13 protein-coding genes are annotated in these 23,491 nt (G+C 53.6%); 11 read left to right on the plus strand and 2 right to left on the minus strand.

What is annotated here, in order from left to right; genetic code table 11:
• The first annotated feature begins 5 nt into the window (after nucleotides 1–5).
• From H7F31_RS12280 to dgoD, 4 genes are all read left to right on the plus strand, one after another.
• Entirely contained in the window at nucleotides 6–2,501 is a 2,496-nt protein-coding gene (locus H7F31_RS12280) for a glycoside hydrolase family 38 N-terminal domain-containing protein (protein WP_187104407.1), read from the plus strand.
• Between the two features lie 214 nt (nucleotides 2,502–2,715).
• Complete coding sequence (locus H7F31_RS12285; protein ID WP_187104408.1) at nucleotides 2,716–7,401, plus strand: S-layer homology domain-containing protein; 4,686 nt, start codon at nucleotides 2,716–2,718, stop codon at nucleotides 7,399–7,401.
• Between the two features lie 177 nt (nucleotides 7,402–7,578).
• On the plus strand, nucleotides 7,579–8,250 hold the full coding sequence (locus H7F31_RS12290) for a FadR/GntR family transcriptional regulator (RefSeq protein WP_187104409.1): 672 nt from the start codon (nucleotides 7,579–7,581) through the stop codon (nucleotides 8,248–8,250).
• A 5-nt stretch (nucleotides 8,251–8,255) separates the two neighbouring features.
• Nucleotides 8,256–9,404, plus strand: coding sequence for a galactonate dehydratase (dgoD, locus tag H7F31_RS12295; protein WP_187104410.1), 1,149 nt, complete (start codon nucleotides 8,256–8,258; stop codon nucleotides 9,402–9,404).
• A 78-nt stretch (nucleotides 9,405–9,482) separates the two neighbouring features.
• On the opposite strand, the gene H7F31_RS12300 is transcribed toward dgoD, so the two are convergent.
• Nucleotides 9,483–11,291, minus strand: a complete 1,809-nt coding sequence (locus H7F31_RS12300; RefSeq protein ID WP_187104411.1) for a sensor histidine kinase — start codon at nucleotides 11,289–11,291, stop codon at nucleotides 9,483–9,485.
• A complete protein-coding gene (locus H7F31_RS12305) occupies nucleotides 11,288–12,907 on the minus strand; it encodes a response regulator (RefSeq protein ID WP_187104412.1) in 1,620 nt (539 codons plus the stop codon). Before H7F31_RS12305 ends, H7F31_RS12300 begins: the two co-directional genes overlap by 4 nt.
• Nucleotides 12,908–13,082: 175 nt before the next feature.
• Between H7F31_RS12305 and H7F31_RS12310 the strand changes: the two genes are divergently transcribed.
• The 7 genes from H7F31_RS12310 (at nucleotide 13,083) to H7F31_RS12340 (ending at nucleotide 22,621) form a co-directional block, all read left to right on the plus strand.
• Nucleotides 13,083–14,072 carry an ABC transporter permease gene (locus H7F31_RS12310; protein WP_261800396.1) on the plus strand — a complete coding sequence of 330 codons (990 nt, stop codon included), beginning with the start codon at nucleotides 13,083–13,085 and terminating at the stop codon, nucleotides 14,070–14,072.
• 30 nt (nucleotides 14,073–14,102) lie between these two features.
• Complete coding sequence (locus H7F31_RS12315) at nucleotides 14,103–14,978, plus strand: carbohydrate ABC transporter permease (protein ID WP_187104413.1); 876 nt, start codon at nucleotides 14,103–14,105, stop codon at nucleotides 14,976–14,978.
• Nucleotides 14,979–15,040: 62 nt separating this feature from the next.
• Nucleotides 15,041–16,555, plus strand: a complete 1,515-nt coding sequence (locus tag H7F31_RS12320; protein ID WP_187104414.1) for an extracellular solute-binding protein — start codon at nucleotides 15,041–15,043, stop codon at nucleotides 16,553–16,555.
• Nucleotides 16,556–16,589: 34 nt separating this feature from the next.
• Nucleotides 16,590–18,101, plus strand: coding sequence for an FAD-dependent oxidoreductase (locus H7F31_RS12325; RefSeq protein WP_222622751.1), 1,512 nt, complete (start codon nucleotides 16,590–16,592; stop codon nucleotides 18,099–18,101).
• A complete protein-coding gene (locus H7F31_RS12330; RefSeq protein WP_187104416.1) occupies nucleotides 18,102–19,631 on the plus strand; it encodes an alpha-L-arabinofuranosidase C-terminal domain-containing protein in 1,530 nt (509 codons plus the stop codon).
• Between the two features lie 210 nt (nucleotides 19,632–19,841).
• Nucleotides 19,842–21,500 carry an AraC family transcriptional regulator gene (locus H7F31_RS12335; protein WP_261800397.1) on the plus strand — a complete coding sequence of 553 codons (1,659 nt, stop codon included), beginning with the start codon at nucleotides 19,842–19,844 and terminating at the stop codon, nucleotides 21,498–21,500.
• A 125-nt stretch (nucleotides 21,501–21,625) separates the two neighbouring features.
• Complete coding sequence (locus tag H7F31_RS12340; RefSeq protein WP_187104417.1) at nucleotides 21,626–22,621, plus strand: ABC transporter substrate-binding protein; 996 nt, start codon at nucleotides 21,626–21,628, stop codon at nucleotides 22,619–22,621.
• The last annotated feature ends 870 nt before the right edge of the window (nucleotides 22,622–23,491 follow it).

Below are 23,491 nucleotides of genomic sequence, written 5' to 3' on the forward strand. Positions count from 1 at the left end.
GAAACATGAAGCTTAAGAAGAAATGGACGCTTTGTTTGATTCATCATACGCATACGGATATCGGCTATACGGATCGGCAGGAAAAGATTGAACGTTATCACGACCAGTATATCAATCAGGTTGTCCGCCTGCAGCGGGAGAAAACCGGCTTTAAGTGGGTGTGCGAAACCTTCTGGGCCGTGGAGCAATATCTGGGCAGGGCTGGCAAGGAGCAAATCGAAGCCTTCGAAGCGGCGGTGCGGGCCGGAAGTATCGAGGTGACGGGCAATTATCTCAATCTGACGGAGCTGGTGGATGATCGGATGGTTGGCGAGGCGGTGAAACGGGCTGCCGCTTACGGACATAAGCTTGGCGTCCCGGTCAGGAGCGCCATGACGGCAGATGTGAACGGCTATAGCCGCGATTATGCCCGAGCGCTTGTTGAGCATGGCGTGGGTCAACTGTTCGCTTGCGTTCATACGCATCACGGGATGTATCCCGCCAGAAGAAAGCAGCATCCTTTCTGGTGGGAGGTCGGCGCGGGCGAGCGGCTTCTGGTCTGGAACGGCGAACATTATATGATCGGAAACGATTTGGGGTTGGTCCCCGGCGGGCTGCAATCGTATCTGATCAAGGATGAATTCGGGCCGCCTTGGTCGCTTGTGGACGAGGAGCAATTGCGACTGCGGCGCATCTCGCGTTATTTGAACCAACTGGAGGAGGAGCGGTACCCGTTTGACTTTGTCCCGGTGACATTGGCGGGCAGGGCAACGGACAACGCGCCTCCCAATGGCGCGATTGCCGATATGGCGGCCGACTGGAATGCCCTGTACGGCAATCAGGTGCAATTGGAGATGATGACGCTGAGTTCATTCTTCGATAGGGTGCGCGGCGCGAAGGAGGATTTGCCGGTCTATGAAGGCGAATGGCCGGACTGGTGGTCCGACGGTTACGTCAGCACGCCGGAAGCGACCAGGCTGTTCCGGCAGGGACAGCGAAACCTGTGGCTGGCTGAGCTGCTGCGGCCGGACAGGCCGGCGAATGGCGTATACGACGGGCTGTATCGGAGCGCGGCCTATCCGCTGATGATGTACGCCGAGCACACATGGGGCCATATGGCCTCCGTCAGCGAGCCGTTCAGCCAGTTGGCGACGTCCATGCTGGCGCGCAAGGAAGCTTATGCCGCGGAAGGCTTGCGGCATTCCTTTATCCTGCTGGACCGGGTGCTTGAGGATAAAGGAGAGGCCGAACTATATCCCGGCAGACCCTACCGGTTCAAAGTCGTGAATCCCCATGCGGAAGCGGTCTCCGATTGGGTGCGTCTGGTGCTGGATAATTGGGAAGGAGAGTTACTGGACGGCCCTATCAGGTTAGCAGACGCGGCTACCGGCGAGATTGTGAAGCACCAGCAGTCGGTATGGAACCGCAACCGGACGCTTGTTGTCCCGCTGCAGCTTTCGGCTAAGGAAGAGCGGGTATTGGAAATCCGGCCGTTGCCGATTGAGGAAGAGTGCGCGATGGAAGCTGGGCCAGTGGAGCCGCCATCGGTTTGGGCATGCGTCGAGCTTGGAGGTTGCGACGGCGTGATGGACATCAAGGCTTTTCCCGGCGAGCTATGGTCGCATGTTCCGAAGATCCGGATCTCAGAAAGCAGCCTGGAAACGGATTTTGTGCGTATTCGCTGGAGACCGGACAGGGGGATTACATCTTGGCTGGATAAAGCGACCGGTCAGGAATGGCTGCAGCAGGATGCCGAATATTCGATATTTGCTCCGGTGTATGAGCTGACGGCTGCTCCTAATGATGAATCGCAAGGAGAAATCCGTAGGGCAATGGGCAGGAACAGGAAGGGCATGCATGTGCGGCGGGAGGCCGGACGGCTGGTTCAGGCAAAGCCACTGCAGCAGGGGGATGTGCTGGGCAGCGTCGAGCTGACTTATGATGCTGCAGGTATGCGTCACTATTCGGTTATTTTGACCGCCTATGCAGGTCAGCGTCAGGTCGACGTTTCCGTCAGGGTGCAGAAGGACTGTATCCGGGATGCGGAAAATGTTTATATTTCATTGCCATTTGCGTCTGCTGCGGCAATCGGCACGGACGCTTCGCGCAAGGACGTAACAGACGGACTATGGCTGCTCAAGGGCACACGGCCGATGCGGCCATGGAAGGATCAAATCTGGGGCACATGCGCTGATTTCTACACTGTACAGCATGGCGCGGCCCTGTGCGGCCCGCAATCCGGCGTCGTAATCGCCATGCCCGACACGCCACTGGTCCAGGTAGGGAAGCTTGACTATGAGGATCGCCTGCTGAGCGGTCATCCGGAGCTTGCGCTCCGTCACCCTCAATTGTACACGTGGTTGATGAGCAATTATTGGGAGACCAACTTCAAGGCAAGCGTCGAGGGATTTTACGAATTTGGTTACCGCGTGGCTTGGGGAGAGGCGCTTTCCGACCCGGACAAGGCACTGATTCGATGCGAACAGCTTGCACTGGGGCTGATCGCCTTCCGGGTGGATTAAGCGTAAACAAATTTTAAACCTTAGGATCCTGTGCATCCTAAGGTTTTTTGTTTTGAGCATTTTCCCTCATTTCCATATTCAATTCATAGGATTTATACGCATTACGTCAGGTGCGGCATGAAAGGAGGATAAACCCGCAATAATGCTCATATTACATGCACCCGGACTCTGTTATGCTCAGCGATGATAACAATAACAGGGAGGGGTTATTCGCATGGTTGGTATTAGGTATAGGAAGCAAGCGAAAATGCTGGTCGCTGCAATTCTCGTCTGGACGATGGCGCTTTCCGGGCTGTTGCAAGAGCCGCAGAAGGCAAGCGCGGCGGCGGCAATCACGATTGATTCACCAGAGAACGGAGCAACGGTAAACAGCGGTACGGTTAGAATATCGGGTACTTATGCAGGGCTTTATGATATTAAGCTGTTCATTAATGGTACAAGACAGGTGGACGCTCTTACATACGATCCAACCGGCACCGATTCCGGCACCTGGCATTATGATTTGGATACAACCGGTTATAGCGGAATGGTACAGTTGAGGGCGCGGGGGCTCGATACGTCGACCCGATACGGCATATGGAGTCCGGATATGCACATTAACGTTAGCAATGCCGCATCGGAAGCGCCGCTTGTAACCATTGCAAGCCCGCAGGAAGGGACTTCGCTAAGCGGCGTCGTGCCGATAGAGGTAGAAGTCCAATCGACGGCTGGCATTAGTAGCGTGGAGGTACGCATCAATGGCGGACCGTGGCAGGAGGCGGGGCAGAATAACGGGCATTATACGTTGAACTGGAATACGGACAGCTTATCCGATAGGATCGTGAGCCTAGAGGCTCGGGCTTTTAACGAGCATGGGGCAACGGGCAGAAGCTTAACGACTTATGCGCAGATTGGGTCAGGCATATATGAAACTGTAAGCGTTAACAGTCAGGACAGAGCGATGTGGATTTGGGAAGCCGCGTCGTATAATATGCTGCTGAATCCCGGCTCCAGAAACGTACTGCTGGAGATGGCCAAGGATACGGATACCTTTCAATCCGAGCCCGTGAAGGTGTTGTATTTTGCGGTCGGCCCGTTTGCCGGCATGGATGTGATGGAGGACAGACCGGATTTGCTGCGCGATTTTATCGCATGGGCGCACGAGCATGGCTTTGAGGTTCAGGCCTGCATCGCGGGAGGAACGTCACCGCCTTATATGGGGGCTTATCGAGTGTTCCATGACGTAGCGATCGGGCACTTCGAGCAGGTGTTGAACTATAATTTGTCTTCCGATCCAACCGAACGTTTTGATGGCGTCAATGTAGATATCGAACCTTATATTTCGCCGGATTTTGCGGATGTAAGCAAGTTTTTGCAGGTGGAGTATTTGGAGTTGGTCGAGAAAATGATTGAGAGGCGCGATGCATCCGGATTAAATCTATCGTTCGGACCCGCGATTCCGAGATGGTACGACACATCGGACCGCGCAAAGGATATAACATTCAACGGGGAAACCAAATGGCTCTCCGAGCATATTCAGGATATGGTGGACTATATTTCGATTATGAACTATCGAGACCAGGCGGAAGGCTCCGTCGGGCTGATTGAGCAAGCGCAAGGGGAAATCGATTATGCCAACGCGATCGGCAAGCCGAATTCGGTCGTGATCGGCGTAGAGACGCTCGACATTGCCAATAGCGGAGATCCGGAGACGATCACCTTCCGCGAAGAAGGCAGAGCCTATATGGAGTCCGAGCTCGACAAGGTGCACACGGCCTTTGGCGGCAATCCCGCTTTCGGAGGAATTGCCATGCACCATTATGATTCCATCCGATGGCTGCCTTCGCATTGGGGACCGGACGGAGTGTTATGGATGCCGTCTGACGACTCTGAGCCTCCCTCTGTTGTCAGTCGCCAACCCTCCGCGCAGGCTGTTGATTATCAGACCGTAACGTTGTCCTATGGTCGGGCTTACGATAATTCGGAGATCGAAAATTATGTCATATACCGCAGCACAGTGCCCAATTTCACGGCAAGCGCTGAACATGCGATCGGTACGGCCAGATCGTTGTCCTATAAAGATACGGGCTTACTGCCGGAAACGACCTACTATTATAAAGTGGCTGCCGTAGACTTGCGAGGCAATGTAGGTCCTTCATCGGAGCAAGCGGCGGCAACAACCCGGCATACGGAGCTTAAGCCGATGATCGTGTCCTCGATGAAGGTCGAACGGTCGGGGACTGCGGTGTCAGCCGCTATCGCAATCTCCGATTACGCGACCGGAGCGCCGATCGCGGCCAATGTCGAGGGGAGATTCACGTATGCCGGAGGCCGATATGTATCGGGCCAGACGGGCGGTTCTGCCGTATCCTTCACTTCGGAAACGATTGGCGAAAACCATCTGGCGGGCTTTATGCCAAGACGCGTCACAGCAAGCGGCTATTACTGGGCGCAGGCCTACGACATGCCGCGAGCAGCCAATGTGTATCCGCGCGTTCGCCTTCAGAGCTTGGCCGTAAGCGACGGAGAATTGTCGGAGGGATTCGCGCCGGATCAGTCTCACTACAACTTGCAGGTAGACGCCGAAACGACATCGATTCGTATTACCCCGACCGCGGAGGAAGCGGGCACCGCGATTCTGGTAAACGGGGTTCCGGTTGCAAGCGGCGCCGCATCCCCGCCTATATCGCTGGGAGAAGAAGAAACCATTATCGTTGTGCAAATGACTGCGCCTAATGCGGCTATGGACAGCTATACGATCACCGTACAGCGGTCGGAAACATCGGTGGACAATGTATTCGTTGCCGTCGAGGATGCGCATGTGCATCAAAATCATCCATCAACCAATTATGGCGCTTCGGAATACTTGAACGTTATGGATATCCTGAATGCGGATGGCGGCGGAGATCAGCTTGCCTACTTGAAATTCGATTTGTCCGGATATACGCAGCCCGTACAATCGGCGGACGTGCATGTTTATTTGGCCGAAACGCTTCCCAAAAAAGTGAAAATCGATGTTATCGGCTATCCCAACAGCAGCTGGAATGAAAATACGATTGTGTTCAACAACAGGCCGCTGCAAACGCCACAAGCGCTGGGTACGATGGAGGTGCAGAACGCCGGTTGGTATTCGTTCGACATCGCCTCATTCGTCCAGAGCAGAATGGGGACCGGGGGAGATCAGAAAGTAACCGTTCGTTTCATTATTAACGATATTCCGAATTCCTCCGGGGCTTTGGTCCAGTTTCACTCGCGCGAGCATGCCGACAATCAGCCGTATGTGCTGGTGAATCCATCCTCGGACGCAACGCTCTCTAAGCTTGCGCTAAGCAGCGGCAGCCTTGATTCGCCATTCGATCCCGAGCTGCTGGCATATAAGGCGGTTGTAAGCGGCGTTGATCGGATTGAGGTTACGCCTGTCGCAACGAATAAGCACGCCGTCATCGAGGTTAATGGCGAAACGGTGTTAAGCGGAACCCCATCGCAAGAAATTCCGTTAGAGCTGGGAGAAAATCCGGCGATACGAATAGATGTGACCGCGCAGGACGGCACCGAACAACATTATACCGTCGTGGTTGTACGGCAAAGCGCAGGATCCGATTATTCCGGAGGTAGCGTCGTAATTCCGGTATCATTCGCGGATGTTAAAGTGGCAGAGGGACAAATTCAAGCTACGCCTCATGTGACTTTTACGGAAAAGGATGGAAACGTAATCGGCAAGGTTGACATGAAGGAAGAAGCTGTCCGCCATGCCTTAAACAAAGCGGCCGAGTCTAATTCCGCTCTGCGCGGCATGACAGTTGCTGTAAGCGAGCGGGAGAGCGAAGGGCAAGCCGCTGGATGGGAGCTGCAAATTGCTCCGGGAGCATTAGCGCGGCTGAAAACTGCCGGTTTAACGCTGGAGCTGCTTGGACCGGGCTGGAGCCTGACTATTCCTCTGGAGGAAATGGCAGGTCTGGCAGAGCATAAGGAGCCTTTAGTTATTCATATTGCGGATTTGGATGCTGCCGCGCACGAAGCTGCGATAAGCCGGATGTCCTCCTCGCCGGTAGTCCGTTCTGAATTGGGCGGTAGAGAACCATTGTGGCATTCTGATCCTCTGGTTGTAGAAACCAATTTCAGCGGCGAACCGATCATCCTGACCTTGCTGCCGCGCAACGCCCAGGAACGGCTTCAATATACGAAGCTGGAAGCGGGACTAGGCGTATATATCGAGCACAACGATGGCGACGTTGCGTTCCAGCGGGGCACACTTGTCTATGATGAATCCGGCCAATCGGCTGGCGTGCAAATCACGGTCGACAAATTCAGCACCTTTACGGTCGTTGCTCTTCCGCACAAGCCGGACGCTTATATTAACGGTTACGCAGACGGCACTTTCCGTCCGGATAACAACCTCGCAAGGGCGGAGTTGGCTGTGCTGCTGGACCGCATGGCGGGCCAGGATCCAAAGGGCGATACAACAGAAGGGGATGCTCAAAGTTCGGCGCTGTGGAAGGATGTCGGAAGCCACTGGGCCAAGAGCGCGATCGGGCGTTGGGCTGCCAAAGGATTATTCCATGGTTATCCGGACGACACCTTTAGACCGGATCAAGCTGTAACGAGGGCGGAGCTGGCGACGATCCTGAAGCGCTGGAAGAATCTTTCCCTTCCTGCGACCCCTGTGCAATTGTTCGCGGATACAAATGGACATTGGGCACAATCAGCGATTGAGGCCGGACATGCTGCAGGCTGGTGGAACGGCTACGGCGATGACAGCTTCCGTCCGGACCAATCCATTACGAGAGCCGAGACGATAGCTATACTTAACCGGGTGACGGGACGTGTTCCGGCAGCCGAACCGATTAAGCTGCCTTGGACCGATGTCGCGCCGGAACATCCGTTTGCGGGCGATATCGCTGTTGCGACAGCAACTGAATAAATGAAATTGTAGCGGAAGGGGATTCGTGTCGTTGTGCGACATGGATCCCCTTTTTTGGTGGCTTTTTTGGTGGCTTTTTTTTGTGGCTTTTTTTATCTTTGACAAATCGCCAAATAGATAATATCTTATAAAAAGAAAGATCATATCATTAATGAAAGCTAGGATTGCGAGGCACTTATGAAAAAGCTGGCTCACGAAGAGATACTAGAGCAATTGCAAGAGCGAATCCGCTCCGGAGAATGGAAGCCCGGGGAACGTCTGCCGACGATGCAGGAATTGGCGTCGCAATACAAGCTCAGCCTGACGGCTGTACGCGAGGCGCTGCGCCTTCTTGAGAGTCGCAGGATTGTCAGCATCGAGCATGGAAGAGGGATTTTTGCCTGCAACGATCCTGGACTGCTCGAGGATCCAGTAGCGCCAATCAGAGGAATGGAAACCCGTTCACTGCTTGAGCTGCTGGAAGCTCGTCTCGCGATCGAACCTGAACTGGCGGCGTATTGCGCCAACCGATCGTCCGGGGCCCAGGTCCGGTCCATCCGCGAATTGGCTGATCTGATGGAAGACCAGATCAGGCGGGGAGAGGATCACTTCGCTACGGATGTTCAGTTTCACCAAGAGATCGCGGAAGGCGCCGACAATCCGTTGCTTGCTCAGATGTTGTCCGTCGTGGCAGACCTGTCGGCGCAAGGAAGGAGGGAGACGGACAAGCTGCCCCATATGCGGGATAAAGCCGTCAGCTATCACCGGCTGATCGCGATCGCGATACAGGAGCGGGATGCCGAGCAAGCGCGGGCGTTAATGAAAGCCCATATTCAAGATATGATCAATACCATACAATCGAGAGGATGAGGAGCTTGAAAATCACGGGCATGGAGTTATTCATCGTTCCGCCGAGATGGTTGTTTCTAAAGATCGATACGGATGAAGGGATTGTCGGTTGGGGAGAACCGATCGTGGAAGGCAGAGCCCGCGCGGTAAAAGCAGCGGTCGAAGAATTGAGCGGGTACCTGATCGGCAAGGATCCCCTCGCCATCGAAGATCACTGGCAAGCGATGTACAGAGGCGGATTCTATCGGGGCGGTCCCGTGCTCATGAGCGCCATCGCGGGGATCGACCAAGCGCTGTGGGATATTAAGGGAAAATTCCACCAAGCCCCGATCTATCAGCTGATGGGGGGAGCCTGTCGTGATCGCATGAAGGTCTACTCCTGGATCGGCGGGGATCGTCCTTCCGATGTCGGGCAGGCGGCATTACGCGCGCAGTCCCAAGGTTTTACCGCCGTTAAGATGAACGCGACGGAAGAATTGCAATATGTCGATTCCTATGTCAAGATCGATCAAGTTCTGGAGAGAGTGGCTGCGGTTAGGGAAGCCGTCGGCCCTTATTTGGGAATCGGGATCGATTTCCATGGTCGCGTCCATAAACCGATGGCAAAAATTTTGGCGAAGGAGTTGGAGCCCTTCCGCCCGATGTTCCTCGAAGAGCCCGTGCTTCCAGAAAACAACGAGGCGCTTCGGGACATTGCGGCCGTTACGCATATCCCGATCGCGACCGGCGAGAGGATGTTCTCGCGTTGGGATTTCAAGAAGCTGCTCGCGGACGGCTACGTTGATATTATCCAACCGGACTTGTCGCACGCAGGCGGCATAACAGAATGCAAGAAAATCGCGAGCATGGCCGAGGCTTACGACGTTGCCCTTGCGCCGCATTGTCCGCTCGGACCAATCGCGCTGGCTGCTTGCTTGCAAGTGGACGCGACTAGCCATAACGCGTTTATTCAGGAGCAGAGCTTGGGGATTCATTATAACCAAGGCAATGATTTGCTGGATTATGTCGTCGACTCGTCCGTATTCGAGTATGTGGACGGATGCGTCTCGATCCCGGGCGGTCCGGGGCTTGGCATTGAAATCAACGAGGCGCATGTACGGAAAATGGCGGAAATCGGGCACGACTGGAAAAATCCGATCTGGCGCCATCAAGACGGCAGCGTGGCGGAATGGTAACAGGAACATTAAAAAAAGGGGGAAGCTTGGGAATAACCCGGGCTTCCCCCTGAATTTTTTAAAGGCAACAATTAAAGTCTAGATGGACGAGATTTTTATTTTTAGCAAAACATTCGTCCCGCTACCCGGCTTCGAGGTCAGGGTGACTCCCGCGCCGTTATCGCGGGAAAATAAGCGAAGGCGCTCGTGCACGTTATAGAGTCCGTAGCTTTCGACTTTGTTGTCTGGAGATGGAGGTTCGAGAAGCTGCGCGAGACGTTCGGGAGTCATGCCGACGCCGTCATCCCGTATCTCGATCGTTAGCCAGGGTCCTTCGAGTTTCGCGGATATGTCGATGGTCCCCCGCTTCGGCCGTTTCATATGGATTCCGTGCAGAACCGCGTTCTCTACAATCGGCTGCAAGGTTAGCTTTGGAAGCCGACAGGACAGCAACGTCTCTTCGACTTCGCAGAAGAGCTCAATGCCGCTGTCATCCCGAGTGTTATGAATGTGCATATAGGATCGAATCAATTGAAGCTCTTCCGCAAGCGTAACCACATCGCTGCCCTTGTTAAGGCTTAGCCGGAAGTAGGTGGATAGAGCCTCGATCAAGTCGCTGATCTCATCGGCTCCCCGGCGAATGGCCATCCAGTTCATGCTGTCCAGCGTATTGTACAAAAAATGCGGATCGACTTGCGCCTGAAGCGCCTTTAGCTGGGCATCCCTTTCGTGCAGCTTGGAGCGGTAAGACTCCGCCGTCAGGTCATGCACGGTTTGCGCCATGCGCGAAATCGCGCTTTCGAGCTGCCGCAAATCGCCTTTCGGCTTTGGCAGGCTGCCATCGAAATGCGCGGAGCCTTCGGCTTTGAGGGTACGGTTCATGTCCCGAACCCGCTTGGCCAAACTTTCGGCCGCCGCCGCGAACGCAAGCACCAGGAAAAAGATAAAGACGATGGAGCCGATCCCGAGCAACAAAACCGCTGACACTTTTGTCAGGACGACGCTTTTGCCGGAAAGCTCGGCAGTCGGCAGCTTGGCGACGATCGACCAATCCGTGTTCGGAATCCGGCGATAGAGGAAGGAGGTTGTTCCTTGGTCGTCCCGGAAGCTGCCTTCCTTCGATTTCGCTAACTGTTCCATCTGGGCTGCGGTCAGGTCGGCGGGCTGTCCTAGCCTGGCGGCATCCTGATGCGAGACAAGTCGGCGATCGTCGTCCACGACAAACACTTCTTGAGAGGACGACAAGGACACCCGACTTAAAATCTCCTGAATCATACTCACTTTGACGTCAACCGACAGCACGCCGATAACCGACTCGTAATGAAGCGGATCGTGAAGCATGCGCACAGCTGATATAACTTTGGCATCCGACTCCCCGAGATAAGGTTGAAGATATGTCCCGCGCCAATAATTGCCTCCGTTGCGCGAAATCATGTTTCGGTACCAGGCGGCTTCGCGATCCAGGTCTTGCAACGAAAAGAAATGAATGTCTTCCCTCGAATACGTCAGCTTCGGGTCGACGAATAGGCGAATTCGGTGAATGCCGCGATTTCGTTCCAAGCTGACAAGCAGTTTCTCGAGCTCCTGGAAGTCCTCGAACTGTTCGTATGCCGGTTTTTTGGAACCGCTTAAATACTGAGCGATCCCCTGATTGGCGATTACGCTGTCGGAGACGCTCGCGACATTATCCAGGCCGTTGGAAATATTGTACTCGGCTTGATTTAGCGTCTGCAGCATCGAATCGCTCATTTCCCGTTCGATGATGCCGGAAGTCTGTTGAAAATAGAGAAAAAACAGCAGGCAACCGGGAACCAGGACGACGACGATGTAGATCGCTATCGCTTTTTTTGTGATGCTCGCTCCGGAATAGGCCCGCAAATATCCCTTTAGCCATCTCCAGCCGTTCATAGTCCCCGCTCCCGGAATTCGCCGGGCGTGTAACCGGTTTGCTTCTTGAACAACTTTCCGAAATATCCCGGATCTTTGTAGCCGACCGCATAACAAACATCATACAGTTTGTTGGCCGGATCGGCCAACAGCGCCTTGGCGGCGGCAATCCGCGTCTCGATGATGTATTCGTTAAGCGTTCTCCCCGTCTCCTGTTTAAACAGCAGGCAGACATAGGTCGTGGTCAAGTATACGGAAGCGGCTATTTGGGCGTTCGTCAAGTCTTCCGCATAATGCTCTTCGATATAACGGCAAATTTGCGCCACGACGTTGTGCGTTTTATTTTTGCGCTTGTCCGATATTTCCGCATAGGTCAGATTTAAATGACGAACGGCTTCATCGCGAAGCTCGGCTACCGTCTCCGCCGATACGATCGCCTGCCATAACCGGAGCTCGCCGTCCTCCAGACTTTCGGCGGGCAGGTTCATCTCCCGCCGCAATTCGGCGCACACCGCCAGAAGCTGGGCCCCTGCAATCCGGGTCCGGAAGATGGCGTTTGTTTCCTCGCCGCCTTCGAACGCTTTTTCTGCCGCCAGACGCAGGGCGTCCCGGTCGGATCCCTTTAACAATGCGGCAATTTCTTTCGGTTCGAGCTCCTCGCCTCCCCCATTGGTACGGGTAGAGGGATTGTAGATGAGTCCGTCCATCGAGATAATCTGGTTTTTCCCGACATACCATTTATGCTCCGAAGCCCGTGCGGCCTGACCATAGGCGTTTGGCAGCTCTTCCCAACGTTCCGCCGCCGGTCCTACTCCGATCGTCACTTCAAGCTTTAACAGCCGGTTGATCTGTTCTTTGACTCGCTGTATCAACGCAAAGAAGCCGTCTTCTTCGTCATCCGAGGCGAAGTGGACGATGCCGGCGTACTCCCCGGTCCGTACCTCGAACGCATGTCCTGGATAACGTTCGTTCAACACATCCTCGATGATGTTCAAAAGGGCAAACGCTTGCAACTGTCGTTCTTTCTCCGGCAGCGCTCCGATTACTTTGCCGTAATCGTCTATACGGATGGCAAAGACGCCAAGACGGAATGGAGAAACGGGCAGCCGTATGCCAAGAAACTCGAATTTGTTCCTTAACGCCTCCAAATCCTTGGCACCGTCCAGGACGAGAGCGGCCAGATGCCGTTCCCGCAGAAGCGGGATGCTTTGGTTCAGCTTCATATGCAGCCCGTTCAGCGTCCTGATTTCTTCTTCTTCCGCATCCAGCTTGTCGACGAGTCGCCGAAGCAGCTCGGTCAGCTCGCCCAGACGCACGGGCTTCAATAAATAATCGACGGCCTCAAGCCGTATCGCCTTCTTTAAATAGTCCAGATCGCCGTAACCGCTAATGAATACGAACTTCGCCGGATGGCCTTCTTCAGTGAGCCGTTCGGCCAGCCCGATTCCGTCCAAATGCGGCATCCGCACGTCTGTCAATACGATGCGGACGCCCTTTGTTTCGCGAATCGCCCGCAATGCCATCTCCCCGTCTTCGGCTTCCCCGGCCACTTCCAATCCAAAGGCAGACCAATCGACGCATTCCCGCAGGCCGGAGCGAACGGAGCTTTCATCGTCCACGATAAAGAGCTTGTACATTTCATCATTCCTCCCGAACGAGTTAAAACTATACAGTAGCACCGTAAAATCGTAATCCGCTCCTCTATAACCGATCAAGGGTAGCCGTTACAATTTGTTCAAGGGGAAATCACTCAACCCCATTGTAAGGCGAATCGTAAAATGGTGTAAAGTCTGACGGAGAGGATGGTAGAGGATGAAAGAGTCCGAAGCAGTGACGGAACAGCTGCCGCCTTCGATGGCGGCAGGCCGCCGCAAGCCGGACGGCCAACGATTTTGGCGCTATTTCCGGATGAATTACGATCTTTATCTGATGTGCTTGCCGGGACTGATTTTCCTGGTCGTGTACAAATTTGTTCCATTGCTTGGCTTATCGCTGGCTTTCAAAGATTTTAACCTGTTTGCGGGCAACAACATCATCGATTCGATCATGGCAAGCCCTTGGGTCGGCATGAAACACTTTAACCGCATTTTTGAGGACGAAGCTTTCCTGAGGGTCATCGGCAATACGCTGATCATCAGCTTGTACAAATTAGTGTTCCTGTTTCCGATCCCGATTCTCGTCGCAATCTCGCTAAACGAGCTGAGAATCCGCTGGATGAAACGCTGGGTCCAGACGATCGTGTATTTACCGCATTTCCTGTCGTGGGTCATTATTTTCGGTCTGTTCTATTCTTTGTTCGGCTCCTACGGCATGATCAACAAAGTGATCGAAGCCGTCGGTGGCCAAAGCATCAGCTTTTTCTCCGATTCGTCATGGTTTCGTTCCCTGCTCGTCTTTACAGAAGGGTGGAAGGAAACCGGCTGGAACACCATTCTGTTTCTGGCGGCAATGACGGCCATCGACCCGCAGCAGCAGGAGGCGGCGCTCATAGACGGGGCAGGTCGTTTTAAACGAATCTGGCATATTACGATTCCCGGCATTATGCCTGTTATCATGCTCGTCCTGGTATTGCGGTTGGGACAAATTTTAAACGCCGGCTTCGAGCAGGTTCTGGTCATGTACAATCCTGCGGTGTACGATGTCGCGGATATTATCCAGACGTTTGTTTACCGGATCGGACTCGGGAAGATGGATTTCAGCCTGTCGACGGCTCTTGGCTTATTCGAATCGGTTATCGCATTCATACTGGTGTACTCCAGCAACCAGGCCAGCAAACGGTTTCTTGGAAAAAGCATCTGGTAGCCCGGGGACGGGAGAAGGGAGAACCATTTCATGAATTCTATTCGCAACCGATCGGACCGATGGTTCGATGCCGTCAACAATGTGCTGATCGTCGTAGTTGGGCTCATCTGCCTATTGCCCTTCCTGCACGTGCTTGCGAAGTCGTTCAGTGATCAAGCGTCCGTCATGGGAAATAAAATTACGTTTTACCCGATCGGCATGCATCTCGAAGCGTTTCGTTTCGTGTTTGCGCATACCCGGTTTTTCGAAGCGCTGCAGGTGACTTTGCTTGTAACGATCATTGGCACGGCGCTCAGTCTGACGATTACGATATTGGCAGCCTATCCGCTATCCAAGCCCGAATTCAAGGGACGCAAGCCGATTCTGTTGCTGTACGTATTCAGCATGCTGTTTTATGGCGGCATCATCCCAGGTTACATCCTGATGAAGGAGCTGGGACTGCTCAATACGATCTGGGCCATGATTGTTCCGCTGCTCGTCGTGCCGTTTAACCTGTTCGTCTGCAAAACGTTTTTCGAGGGCATTCCGGAAAGTATCGAAGAATCCGCCAAGATCGATGGAGCGACGAACTTGCGAATCTTGCGATCGATCGTGCTGCCGATATCGTTGCCGGTCATCGCGACTCTAGGCATTTTCTATGCTGTCGGCTACTGGAACAATTATTTTCACCCGCTGATTTATATCAGCTCGGTCGATTTGAAGCCGCTTCAGCTGTTTTTGTACGAAACGATTGCGAACACGGAGGAGCTGCTGCAGGAACAGCCGGACACGGTCAGACTCAGCATGGCGCCCGAAGGCTTTCGCGCGGCGACCGTTATTTCCTCGATAGTACCTATATTATTGGTTTATCCATTCCTGCAACGATATTTCGTAACGGGGATGACGCTCGGATCGGTTAAAGGTTAGGTTTTGAGGCAAAGTGCCTTAATATAAAAAACAGGGGTTACAAAAAGGGAGGCTAATCATCTATGCTATCCAATCGCATGAAATGGATGAAAACAGCAATTGCCGGGATCGCGGCATTAACCGTGCTTGCGGGATGCTCGGGAGGAACGGGGCAGGAAACCGGTCAGGGCGGAACGAGCCCATCGTCTTCGCCATCGGCGGAAACCGGAGGAGCGAAGCCGAAGCTGGAGGTTCTTGCTTTTAACGTCGGTTTCGACCCGAACAACGATCCTGTCGCCAAAGACATCGAAGCAACGACGGGGTATAAGATCAACTATACGCTTTTGCCTAAGGATAATCCGGAGGAAAAGCTTAATATCGAGGTTGCGTCCGGCGCGAACTATGACATTCTCACGTTAAACCCGCCGCAGTTTTATACGCTGGTCGCCCAAGGCGCGCTTCAGCCGATCGGAGATTTGGTAGACCAACACGGAGCGAACCTGAAGGAAGGAATATCGGAATCCTCCTGGGAACTTGGCAGATACAACGGGGAGCTGTACGGCATTCCGCAGAAAAACGAACGCGCTAACATTGAGCAGACGATGATCGTGCGGCAGGATGTGCTGGATGAGCTTGGTTTGAAAACGCCGGAAACGCTTGACGAATTCTACGAGACGCTGAAAACGATCAAAGCAAAGAAGCCGGATATGATTCCGCTTACGGGGAACGGAATGAACGTACCTATGGTCTGGAGCGCGTACGGCATCTATACGGCGTGGTCCGAAGTGGACGGACAATTGCTGCCGCGAATTAAGCACCCGGCAATGGAAGAGTATTTTGCCTTCATGAAGAAATTGTTCGACGAAGGTTTGGTCGATAAAGACTGGCCGATCAATAAATCGGCCCAAGCTCAGGAGAAGTTCATCAGCGGTCAGGCGGCGATGATCTCGGGCGATTGGAATCTGGCTTCAAATATGAACGATGCCTTTAAAACAAACGTGCCAAATGGCAAAATGGGCTACATTTCTCCTCTGCAGGGACCTGACGGATCGGCCGGCGTGGAAATGGCCGACAAGCTGATTTATGTGCATGCGATTCCGAAGTCCTCTAAAAATGCCGAAGAAGCGATCAAGTTTATGGACATGAAGATGGAGAAAAACAATTTCACGTTTCTGACGTTGGGCGAAAAGGGTGTTACGTTTAACGAGGAGAACGAAGTATACAGCCCGATCATGCCGATTTTCACGGAAAAACGAGGCAGCGCGTACTTCTTCCTCAACGGCATTCGTGAAGTCGAGTATGCGGAAATGTGGCTGGCGCGTCTTCGCCGGACGCCGACTTTGTTCGAAGCTTTTAATGCTATAAATAAGGATTTCGACAAATATGCGAAGGTCAATCCGATCGCGTTTATGCCGCCAATCGAAGCCGTCGGCAAAAACTTGCCGAGCCTGACTCAAATGGAAAACGACTTCTTCCTGCAGGTGCTGCTCAGCGGCGAGAAGGTCGAGAACTTCGACAAGTTCCTCGGCAAATGGGATTCGTCCGGAGGCAGCGACGTGATAAAAGCGATCAACGACTGGTACAGCACAAAAAAATAGAGAATACGTTGCACTTGGAAGGAGCGGCATGAAAATGAATTATATTGAAGAAACGGCCCGGCGCATTCCCGTAACGGCGGAACCGGATGTGCTCGTCGTGGGGGGAGGCCCCGCGGGAATCGGCGCCGCGGTAGCAGCCGCCCGCAACGGAGCAAAGGTATTGCTGCTTGAGCGGTACGGATTCGTCGGCGGCAATCTGACAGTAGCGATGGTCAATCCGATGTTTACGTTCCATGACGTTAACGGCAATCAAGTTATCCGGGGCGTAGCCGGCGAACTGGTTGAACGGCTGGTTAAGAAGACGGCTTCTCTGGGCCATGTCACGGATCTGACGTTTGATAATGCTTCGATGTCTCCGTTCGATCCGGAAGGCATGAAGCTCGTGCTGTTCGAAATGCTGAAGGAGGCCGGCGTCGAACTGATGCTGCATACCACATTCGCCGACGCCTACGCGGAAGACGGCAGGATCACCAGCGTTATCGTCGAAAGCAAATCAGGACGGCAGGCGATTCGGGCAAAAACAGTAATCGACTGCTCGGCGGACGCCGACGTCGCCGCGAGAATCGGCGCTCCTTTCGTCAAAGGACGGGAGTCGGACGGAGCGATGCAGCCGGTAACGCTGTTCTACCGGGTGGCCGGCGTCGATGTTGGCCGGTTAAAAGCATGGATGAAAGACAACCGGCAGTTGCTCAAAGATTCGCCGAGCGACGAAGAGATAGACGCGCAAAGCGCGCTGGCGTTTCTCGGGATGAAGGAAATTATTCAAGCGGCGGTCGAGCGCGGGGAGTATCCGAAAGATGCCGCGCCGCGGATTCTGATGTACGAGCTTCCGCGAGAAGGTCAATTCGCGGTGAACTGTACCCGCCTTCAAGGCATCGACGGCACCAATGTCATGGACCTGACGAGGGCCGAGATCGAAACGCGGCATCAGGCGTGGGCCGTGACCGAATTCATGAAGCGGAACATCGGCGGATTCGAGGATGCCTACGTACTCGATACAGGCGTGCAGGTCGGCGTTCGCGAAACGCGGCATATCGTCGGGGATTACACGATGACCGAGGAAGACGTGCTGAACAGCCGGGCGTTCGAGGATGGCATTGCATGCGGCACGTTCGCCATCGACATTCACCCGCCGGAAGGAGAGCAGCAGGTGTTTACCGGTTCGGGCAAAGCGGTCTACGAAATTCCTTACAGCAGTTTGCTTCCCCAAGGCGTCGATAACCTGCTCGTAGCCGGACGCTGCATCTCGGCGACGCATAACGCGTTTGGTTCGGTTCGCGTCATGGCGACGGCAATGGGCATTGGGCAAGGGGCCGGAACCGCGGCGGCTCTGGCTGTTAGCCAGAAGCTTAACACGCGGGAAGTTCCAGTGGCGGATGTTCGGAGGCTGCTGATCGAACAAGGCCAATACCTGCTCGGGGCCGAAGGCGTGGAGGACCGGGTCGACGGCGGCTTGCGCCTGACGAAGACGGAGGGATCGGGCAGCACGGCGAGCCACCATAATCCGTTCGCGAAGAAAAGCGGCGGCCAAAGGGAGGACAGTTAGATGAAGGCTAGTGTTACGGTTAACATGCATGAACGGATAGGCGAGATCAGCCCTTATATATACGGTCAATACTTCGAGCATCTCGGCAATTGCATGTACCCGTCCGTATGGGACGGAGACTCGCCCAAGTCGGACAATCAGGGTTTGCGGCAGGACGTCATCGAGGCAGCCCGGGAATTGGGCGTTCCGGTCATCCGATGGCCGGGAGGGTGTTATGTCGACCTGTACGACTGGAAGGACGGCGTCGGCCCTAGCGGGCAGCGGCCGGTTCGTCCGAATTGGCACTGGGGCGGCCTGGAGTCGAACCGGTTCGGAACGGACGAATTTCTGAGCTGGTGCGAGCAGGTCGGCGCCGATCCCTATGTAAACGTAAATCTGGGAACAGGTACATTGGTCGACGCTTTGCGCTGGATCGACTACTGCAACGGCACCGAAACGGCGGATGCACTGTGGCGCAAGGAGAACGGGCGCGAGGAGCCTTATGGCGTCAAGCTCTGGGGCATTGGCAACGAGACATGGGGGGACTGGGAGGCCGGTAATCTCGGCGCGGATGAATATGCGGCCAAGCTGGCTAACTGGGCGCAGTTCGCCAAGAAGTACGATAGGCAGCTGCAGTTGCTTGGCGTCGGGTCCTACGAAGGAAACGACGAGGAGTGGGACCGGAAGGTCATCGAGGCTGCAGGCAAATATCTGAGCTATTTGACGATTCATATTTATGGCTGCTCCATCGACAGGGAGAGCTCGGACGAATATTATCCGATTGCCTTTACGCCGGTGTACTTCGAGAACCAGTTGCGCAAGATGATCAGCACGCTGGATACGACGCTAAGCAGGATGCACAAGAAACCCGAACACCCGATTCGGCTTTCCTTGGACGAATGGAACATTCGCCATTACGAAGCGAATCCGTCGGGCAAGGAAGGTTATTCGCTCAATCGCAACAGCCCCCGCAATCTTCAAGACTCGATATTCGCGGCGGGAATCTTTCATGCGATGATCCGGCTTAGCCCGCATGTGGGCATGGCGAACTACGTGTTCCTCGTCAACGGAAACGGCATTATGAACGTGACGGAGGACGCCGTCATTAAGACGCCTTTGTACCATCTGTTCAAACAATACAGAGAGTGGATGGTCGGCGAAAGCGTGAGCGTCGATGTACAAGCGCCTTCGCGTCTAACGCCGGTGCCGCAAGTGAGCAATCCGGAATACAGCGCAGAGCTGGAGCGGAAGCATCAACCTGTCTCCTCGCCTTATATCGACGCAGTCGGAGCAATCGGGGAGGATGGAAGCCTTCGCGTGGCGATCGTGAATCGGCATCTGGAGGAGAGCTTCGAGCTTGCGCTGGGCATTCCGGAAGGATTCGAGAGCGTCGCGACCGTATGGTCGCTGCATCATCCAGATATTCACGCTTCCAATACGCCGGAGGCTCCGGAGCAGGTCGTTCCCGTTATGCGCGACGCTGTATCCGTCGAAAACGGGCTTAACGTATCCGCTCATAGCGTGATTCTGCTTCGGTTCGAGAAAATCTAAGTCATTATGTTTGCAAGAAAAAGACGGCAGGCGGACGAGTCCGCTTGCCGTTTTCAAGTTCACATTATTTGTGTTCGGCCACTCGCCACCAAGTAACTGTTCCGGCAAACACCTTCCATCAGTATCGCGGCGGAGCTTGTTTGGATTACATATTGAAAGTGAGAATCGTTATCATATATAATGGGAGCTGTCGTCATACAGGCGAAAGGGGTGATCAGCTTGCACTGGAAGGAGCAATTTGCGTTTTGGAATCATGCTGCGGTCCATATCGTGGACTTTCAATATGTGGAGTTGCAGCCGGGAGAGCGGCTATGTCCGCAGTTGCTGTCGTCCAGCTTTTTTTTATTCAGTATAAAGGGCAGAGCCGAGATTAAGCTGGACGGGCAGTTGCAGCAAGTCGGTCGTTTCTGCGTGCTGCATGGCGGCCGAGAGGGAAGGGTGACTATATCAGCGCCCAAAAAAGGTTTTGTGTGTTATTGGGTCTCATACAGACCTCTGCTGCCCCTGGATGGGGCGTTGGCAGGCTTGGCTGCTGACCCTGCTCGCTCGCATTATACAGTGGTGCCGGACCGACCATTGGTTTTGCTGCGCCTGTTTACAGCTATGCACAAGTGTTGGCAGCAACCAGGACCGTTGCAGCAATTGCATGTAAGAGGGTACTTCTACACTTTTGTCCAACAGCTGCTGCTGCAGCTTCAGGACAGATTGACGTCGGCAAGCAAGGCCGACGTAGTGACCGAGGCGCTTCACTATTTGGAGGAGCATTTTCTGGAACCGATCACGTTGGAGCAACTTTCCGAGCAAATGGACAGCAGCGCGCGGCATCTGGCGCGTCTATTCAAGAACAGAACCGGACTTAGCCCTATTGATTATGTCATTCGCATGCGCATGGATTATGCCAAACAACTGCTGCAGGTGACGGACGCTACGGTTCAGGAAATAGCCAGCGGTATTGGATATGCGGACAGCTATTCTTTTTCGAAGATGTTCAAGAAACATATAGGTATCCCGCCTGTTCGCTACCGTTCGGAGAGTGCGGCTTGCGCGCATTTCCCTGAAGCTTCGGTCGCTGCGGTTCGTCGTGCGCCTTATCGCCCGAAGCGGGTCGTCGTTCTGTATTTGCTTGGCGATGTGCTGTCGTTCGATGTAGCTCCTGTAGGCATTTCGGATATTTATGAAGGCTCGAGCCTTCAGCAGCGCTTGAACGGTTCCGCCTCACTGGGGGAATGGTACAAGCCCAAGGTAAAGCAGATTAAAGCATTGAGACCCGATTTGATTATTGCGCCATCCATCCAGACTTTCGAAATGCTGCAAGGCGTTGCGCCTGTTGTCCATGTTGATTATGAATGGCCGATAGAACAGCGCATGAACCATATTAGCGAATGGTTGGGCTCTTATAACGATTTTTCGCAAAGGATGGAACAGTTCCATGAGAAGATAGACATTAGCAAGCGGAAGCTGCGCGAGGCGGGGCTGCTGGACAAGACGGTAACGATTATGGAAGGCGGCAAGAACGGGGTCGAAGTCGTGGCTAGCAAGTTTTACGGACGGGGCTCGCATATTATTTATCATTATTTGGGCATGAAGGCGCCGGAGAGGCTGCAGAGCTGCATCGACCAGGCTGTCCATGCGAGCGGGTTGCATGTGCCGTTTGATCAGCTTGATGCGTATACAGGCGATTTTGTTTTTCGTTCGACGTATGCAGGGATGCCGAATTTGTCAGAGCAAGAAGCGTGGAACCGCCTGACCGTCGTTCGGGAAGGGCGTTTGCTCGACATCAGCTTCGGCTTGTCGTATTACAACGATTTGTATTCTCTCGATCAACAGTTAACCCATATCGTGGACGGGCTGCTCGCGACAGCTCGCTGATGTTCGTCTATATTTGCCGTGTGATATGTCCAGATGCAACATTGCCGGTGATTGGGCGCCATGATACATTATCGATAACGATTATCGTTACCAATATGAACATGGCTTGAGAGGGGATTTATTTTATGTTTGCTGGTTCTGGAAGAAATGTTTTTACTATTGTTCTGCTTTGTTTCATCATGCTGGCCGCTGCTTGCTCATCTGGCAGCAACGGGGCTGAAAGTGCAGCAACAACTGCACCGCCTAAGGAGACGAGCGAACCGTCGGCTTCGCCTGTCGTGGAATCGGAGCCGGCTACGCGAGTTATATCGACGGCAAAAGGCGAGATAGAGGTTCCGAGCAATCCGCAGCGCGTAGTCGTGTTATATATGCTTGGCGATGTACTTGCATTTGATGTTACGCCAGTGGGCGTGTCCGCAGTCTACAGCGGGGCGGCATTCGAAAAGGCGCTTGCAGATGTTCCCCAGCTTGGAGAGTGGTTCAAACCGAGCCAGGAGGCAGTACTTGCGTTGAATCCCGATTTGATTATCGTTCCATCGGAAGAAACATATGAACTGATGAAAGATATTGCGCCAACCGTACTCTTGAGCTATTTTGACGCTCCGCTGGAGGAGCGAATCCGGCAAGTCGGCGATGTGCTGGGCAAAGAACATGTTGTAAATGAAGTGCTGGAGCAATTCTATGAAAAAGTGGAAGCGAGTAAGCAAAAGCTGGCTGATGCGGGGCTGCTGGATAAGACCGTAACGATCGTAGAGGGCGGAAATGGCTCGATGGGGGTCGTTGCCAGCAAGGATTATGGGCGCGGCTCGCAAATTATTTATGAATACCTCGGAATGAAGGCCCCTGAAAAACTGCAAGCGGAGATCGATATGGCGACGGAGGCTACTGGCATGGAATTGTCCTTCGAGGTGCTTTCGGAGTATATAGGCGATTACGTGTTTCGTTCCTCCTATGAGGGAATGGCTGATCTGTCCGGGAACACAGTCTGGAACAGTATTCCAGCAGTCAAGGAAGGCCGCCTGATTGAAATCGGCTTTGGCTTATCTTATTACAATGATATTTATTCCCTCGATAAGCAGCTCGACTATATTGTGGACAGCCTGCTTGCAACGGTTCAATAGCGCTCTATGCCGCGAAAGGCCTTGATTGTACAAGGCTTTTCGCGGCTTTCTCGACAATATAGACATTATAAGTTCCTGGGTGGAGCGCGAGTTCAGTCGTTGTCGCTACGGCATGCGTAGGTGCTAAGCGACAACGGAACCGAGAGACCTTAATTGAGCGAATGGAGGGGTAAAGGCAGGCCTAGCGGAACTCAGAGACGTTATTGGTTGATAATAAGGGGGATGGAGTGCAATTGTGTTGGCATAAGAGCGCTCCGTTCCGTAAGGGTACCGTAAACCGTTGAATTGGCGAAAATAACGTCGCTCAGTTCCGCACACACCTGTTTAGTTTGTTCAACTAGCCGGTTTTGTTCACGCTTTGTCGCTATGGGGCTTTGCTTAGCAAAGCTGCAGGTCGCTCATCTCCAAGAGGCCCTCGCCATCGTGTATCACATTGGACAATAGAGGTCCAAACCAAGGAAAGGGAAGAAAGGAGAGAATCGCCTACGGCTACCCAGCCTAAGGGGCAATATCATTAAGTTAAGGCACAGGGCCAAAATGAAGTAAAGAGCAGGGTATTGAAATGATAACCCGCTCTTTTTTTTGCGCGAAATGAGAAAAAGGACTCGACAGAGAGATGAAATCGTATAGCGAAGCCCCTTGAAAAACGAGGAAGTTACGCCAATGAATACGTACGCAAATGAACTTAAGGAAACACTGGGCAGCCGCACCAGCGCCTTATATCAAAAAACCTGAAAAAGATGAAACAGCTCTTTTGGCTTTTTGGCCTCAGCACAAAAAGGACCGTCAGGGACAAACCGCCTTGACGGTTTTTCTTGTTATTTAGGAAATGATGAATTTCAGACATTGTGGATAAGTAGAAGTGTAAGG

The organism is Paenibacillus sp. PAMC21692, assembly GCF_014303795.1.
GTDB classification, from domain to species: domain Bacteria; phylum Bacillota; class Bacilli; order Paenibacillales; family Paenibacillaceae; genus Pristimantibacillus; species Pristimantibacillus agaridevorans.

Bases quoted from the DNA above. Each gene is read 5' to 3' on its own strand.
- H7F31_RS12280 (WP_187104407.1), top strand. From the start codon at position 6: ATGAAGCTTAAGAAGAAATGGACGCTTTGTTTGATTCATCATACGCAT.
- H7F31_RS12285 (WP_187104408.1), top strand. From the start codon at position 2,716: ATGGTTGGTATTAGGTATAGGAAGCAAGCGAAAATGCTGGTCGCTGCA.
- H7F31_RS12290 (WP_187104409.1), top strand. From the start codon at position 7,579: ATGAAAAAGCTGGCTCACGAAGAGATACTAGAGCAATTGCAAGAGCGA.
- H7F31_RS12300 (WP_187104411.1), bottom strand. From the start codon at position 11,291: ATGAACGGCTGGAGATGGCTAAAGGGATATTTGCGGGCCTATTCCGGA.
- H7F31_RS12305 (WP_187104412.1), bottom strand. From the start codon at position 12,907: ATGTACAAGCTCTTTATCGTGGACGATGAAAGCTCCGTTCGCTCCGGC.
- H7F31_RS12310 (WP_261800396.1), top strand. From the start codon at position 13,083: ATGAAAGAGTCCGAAGCAGTGACGGAACAGCTGCCGCCTTCGATGGCG.
- H7F31_RS12315 (WP_187104413.1), top strand. From the start codon at position 14,103: ATGAATTCTATTCGCAACCGATCGGACCGATGGTTCGATGCCGTCAAC.
- H7F31_RS12320 (WP_187104414.1), top strand. From the start codon at position 15,041: ATGCTATCCAATCGCATGAAATGGATGAAAACAGCAATTGCCGGGATC.
- H7F31_RS12325 (WP_222622751.1), top strand. From the start codon at position 16,590: ATGAATTATATTGAAGAAACGGCCCGGCGCATTCCCGTAACGGCGGAA.
- H7F31_RS12330 (WP_187104416.1), top strand. From the start codon at position 18,102: ATGAAGGCTAGTGTTACGGTTAACATGCATGAACGGATAGGCGAGATC.
- H7F31_RS12340 (WP_187104417.1), top strand. From the start codon at position 21,626: ATGTTTGCTGGTTCTGGAAGAAATGTTTTTACTATTGTTCTGCTTTGT.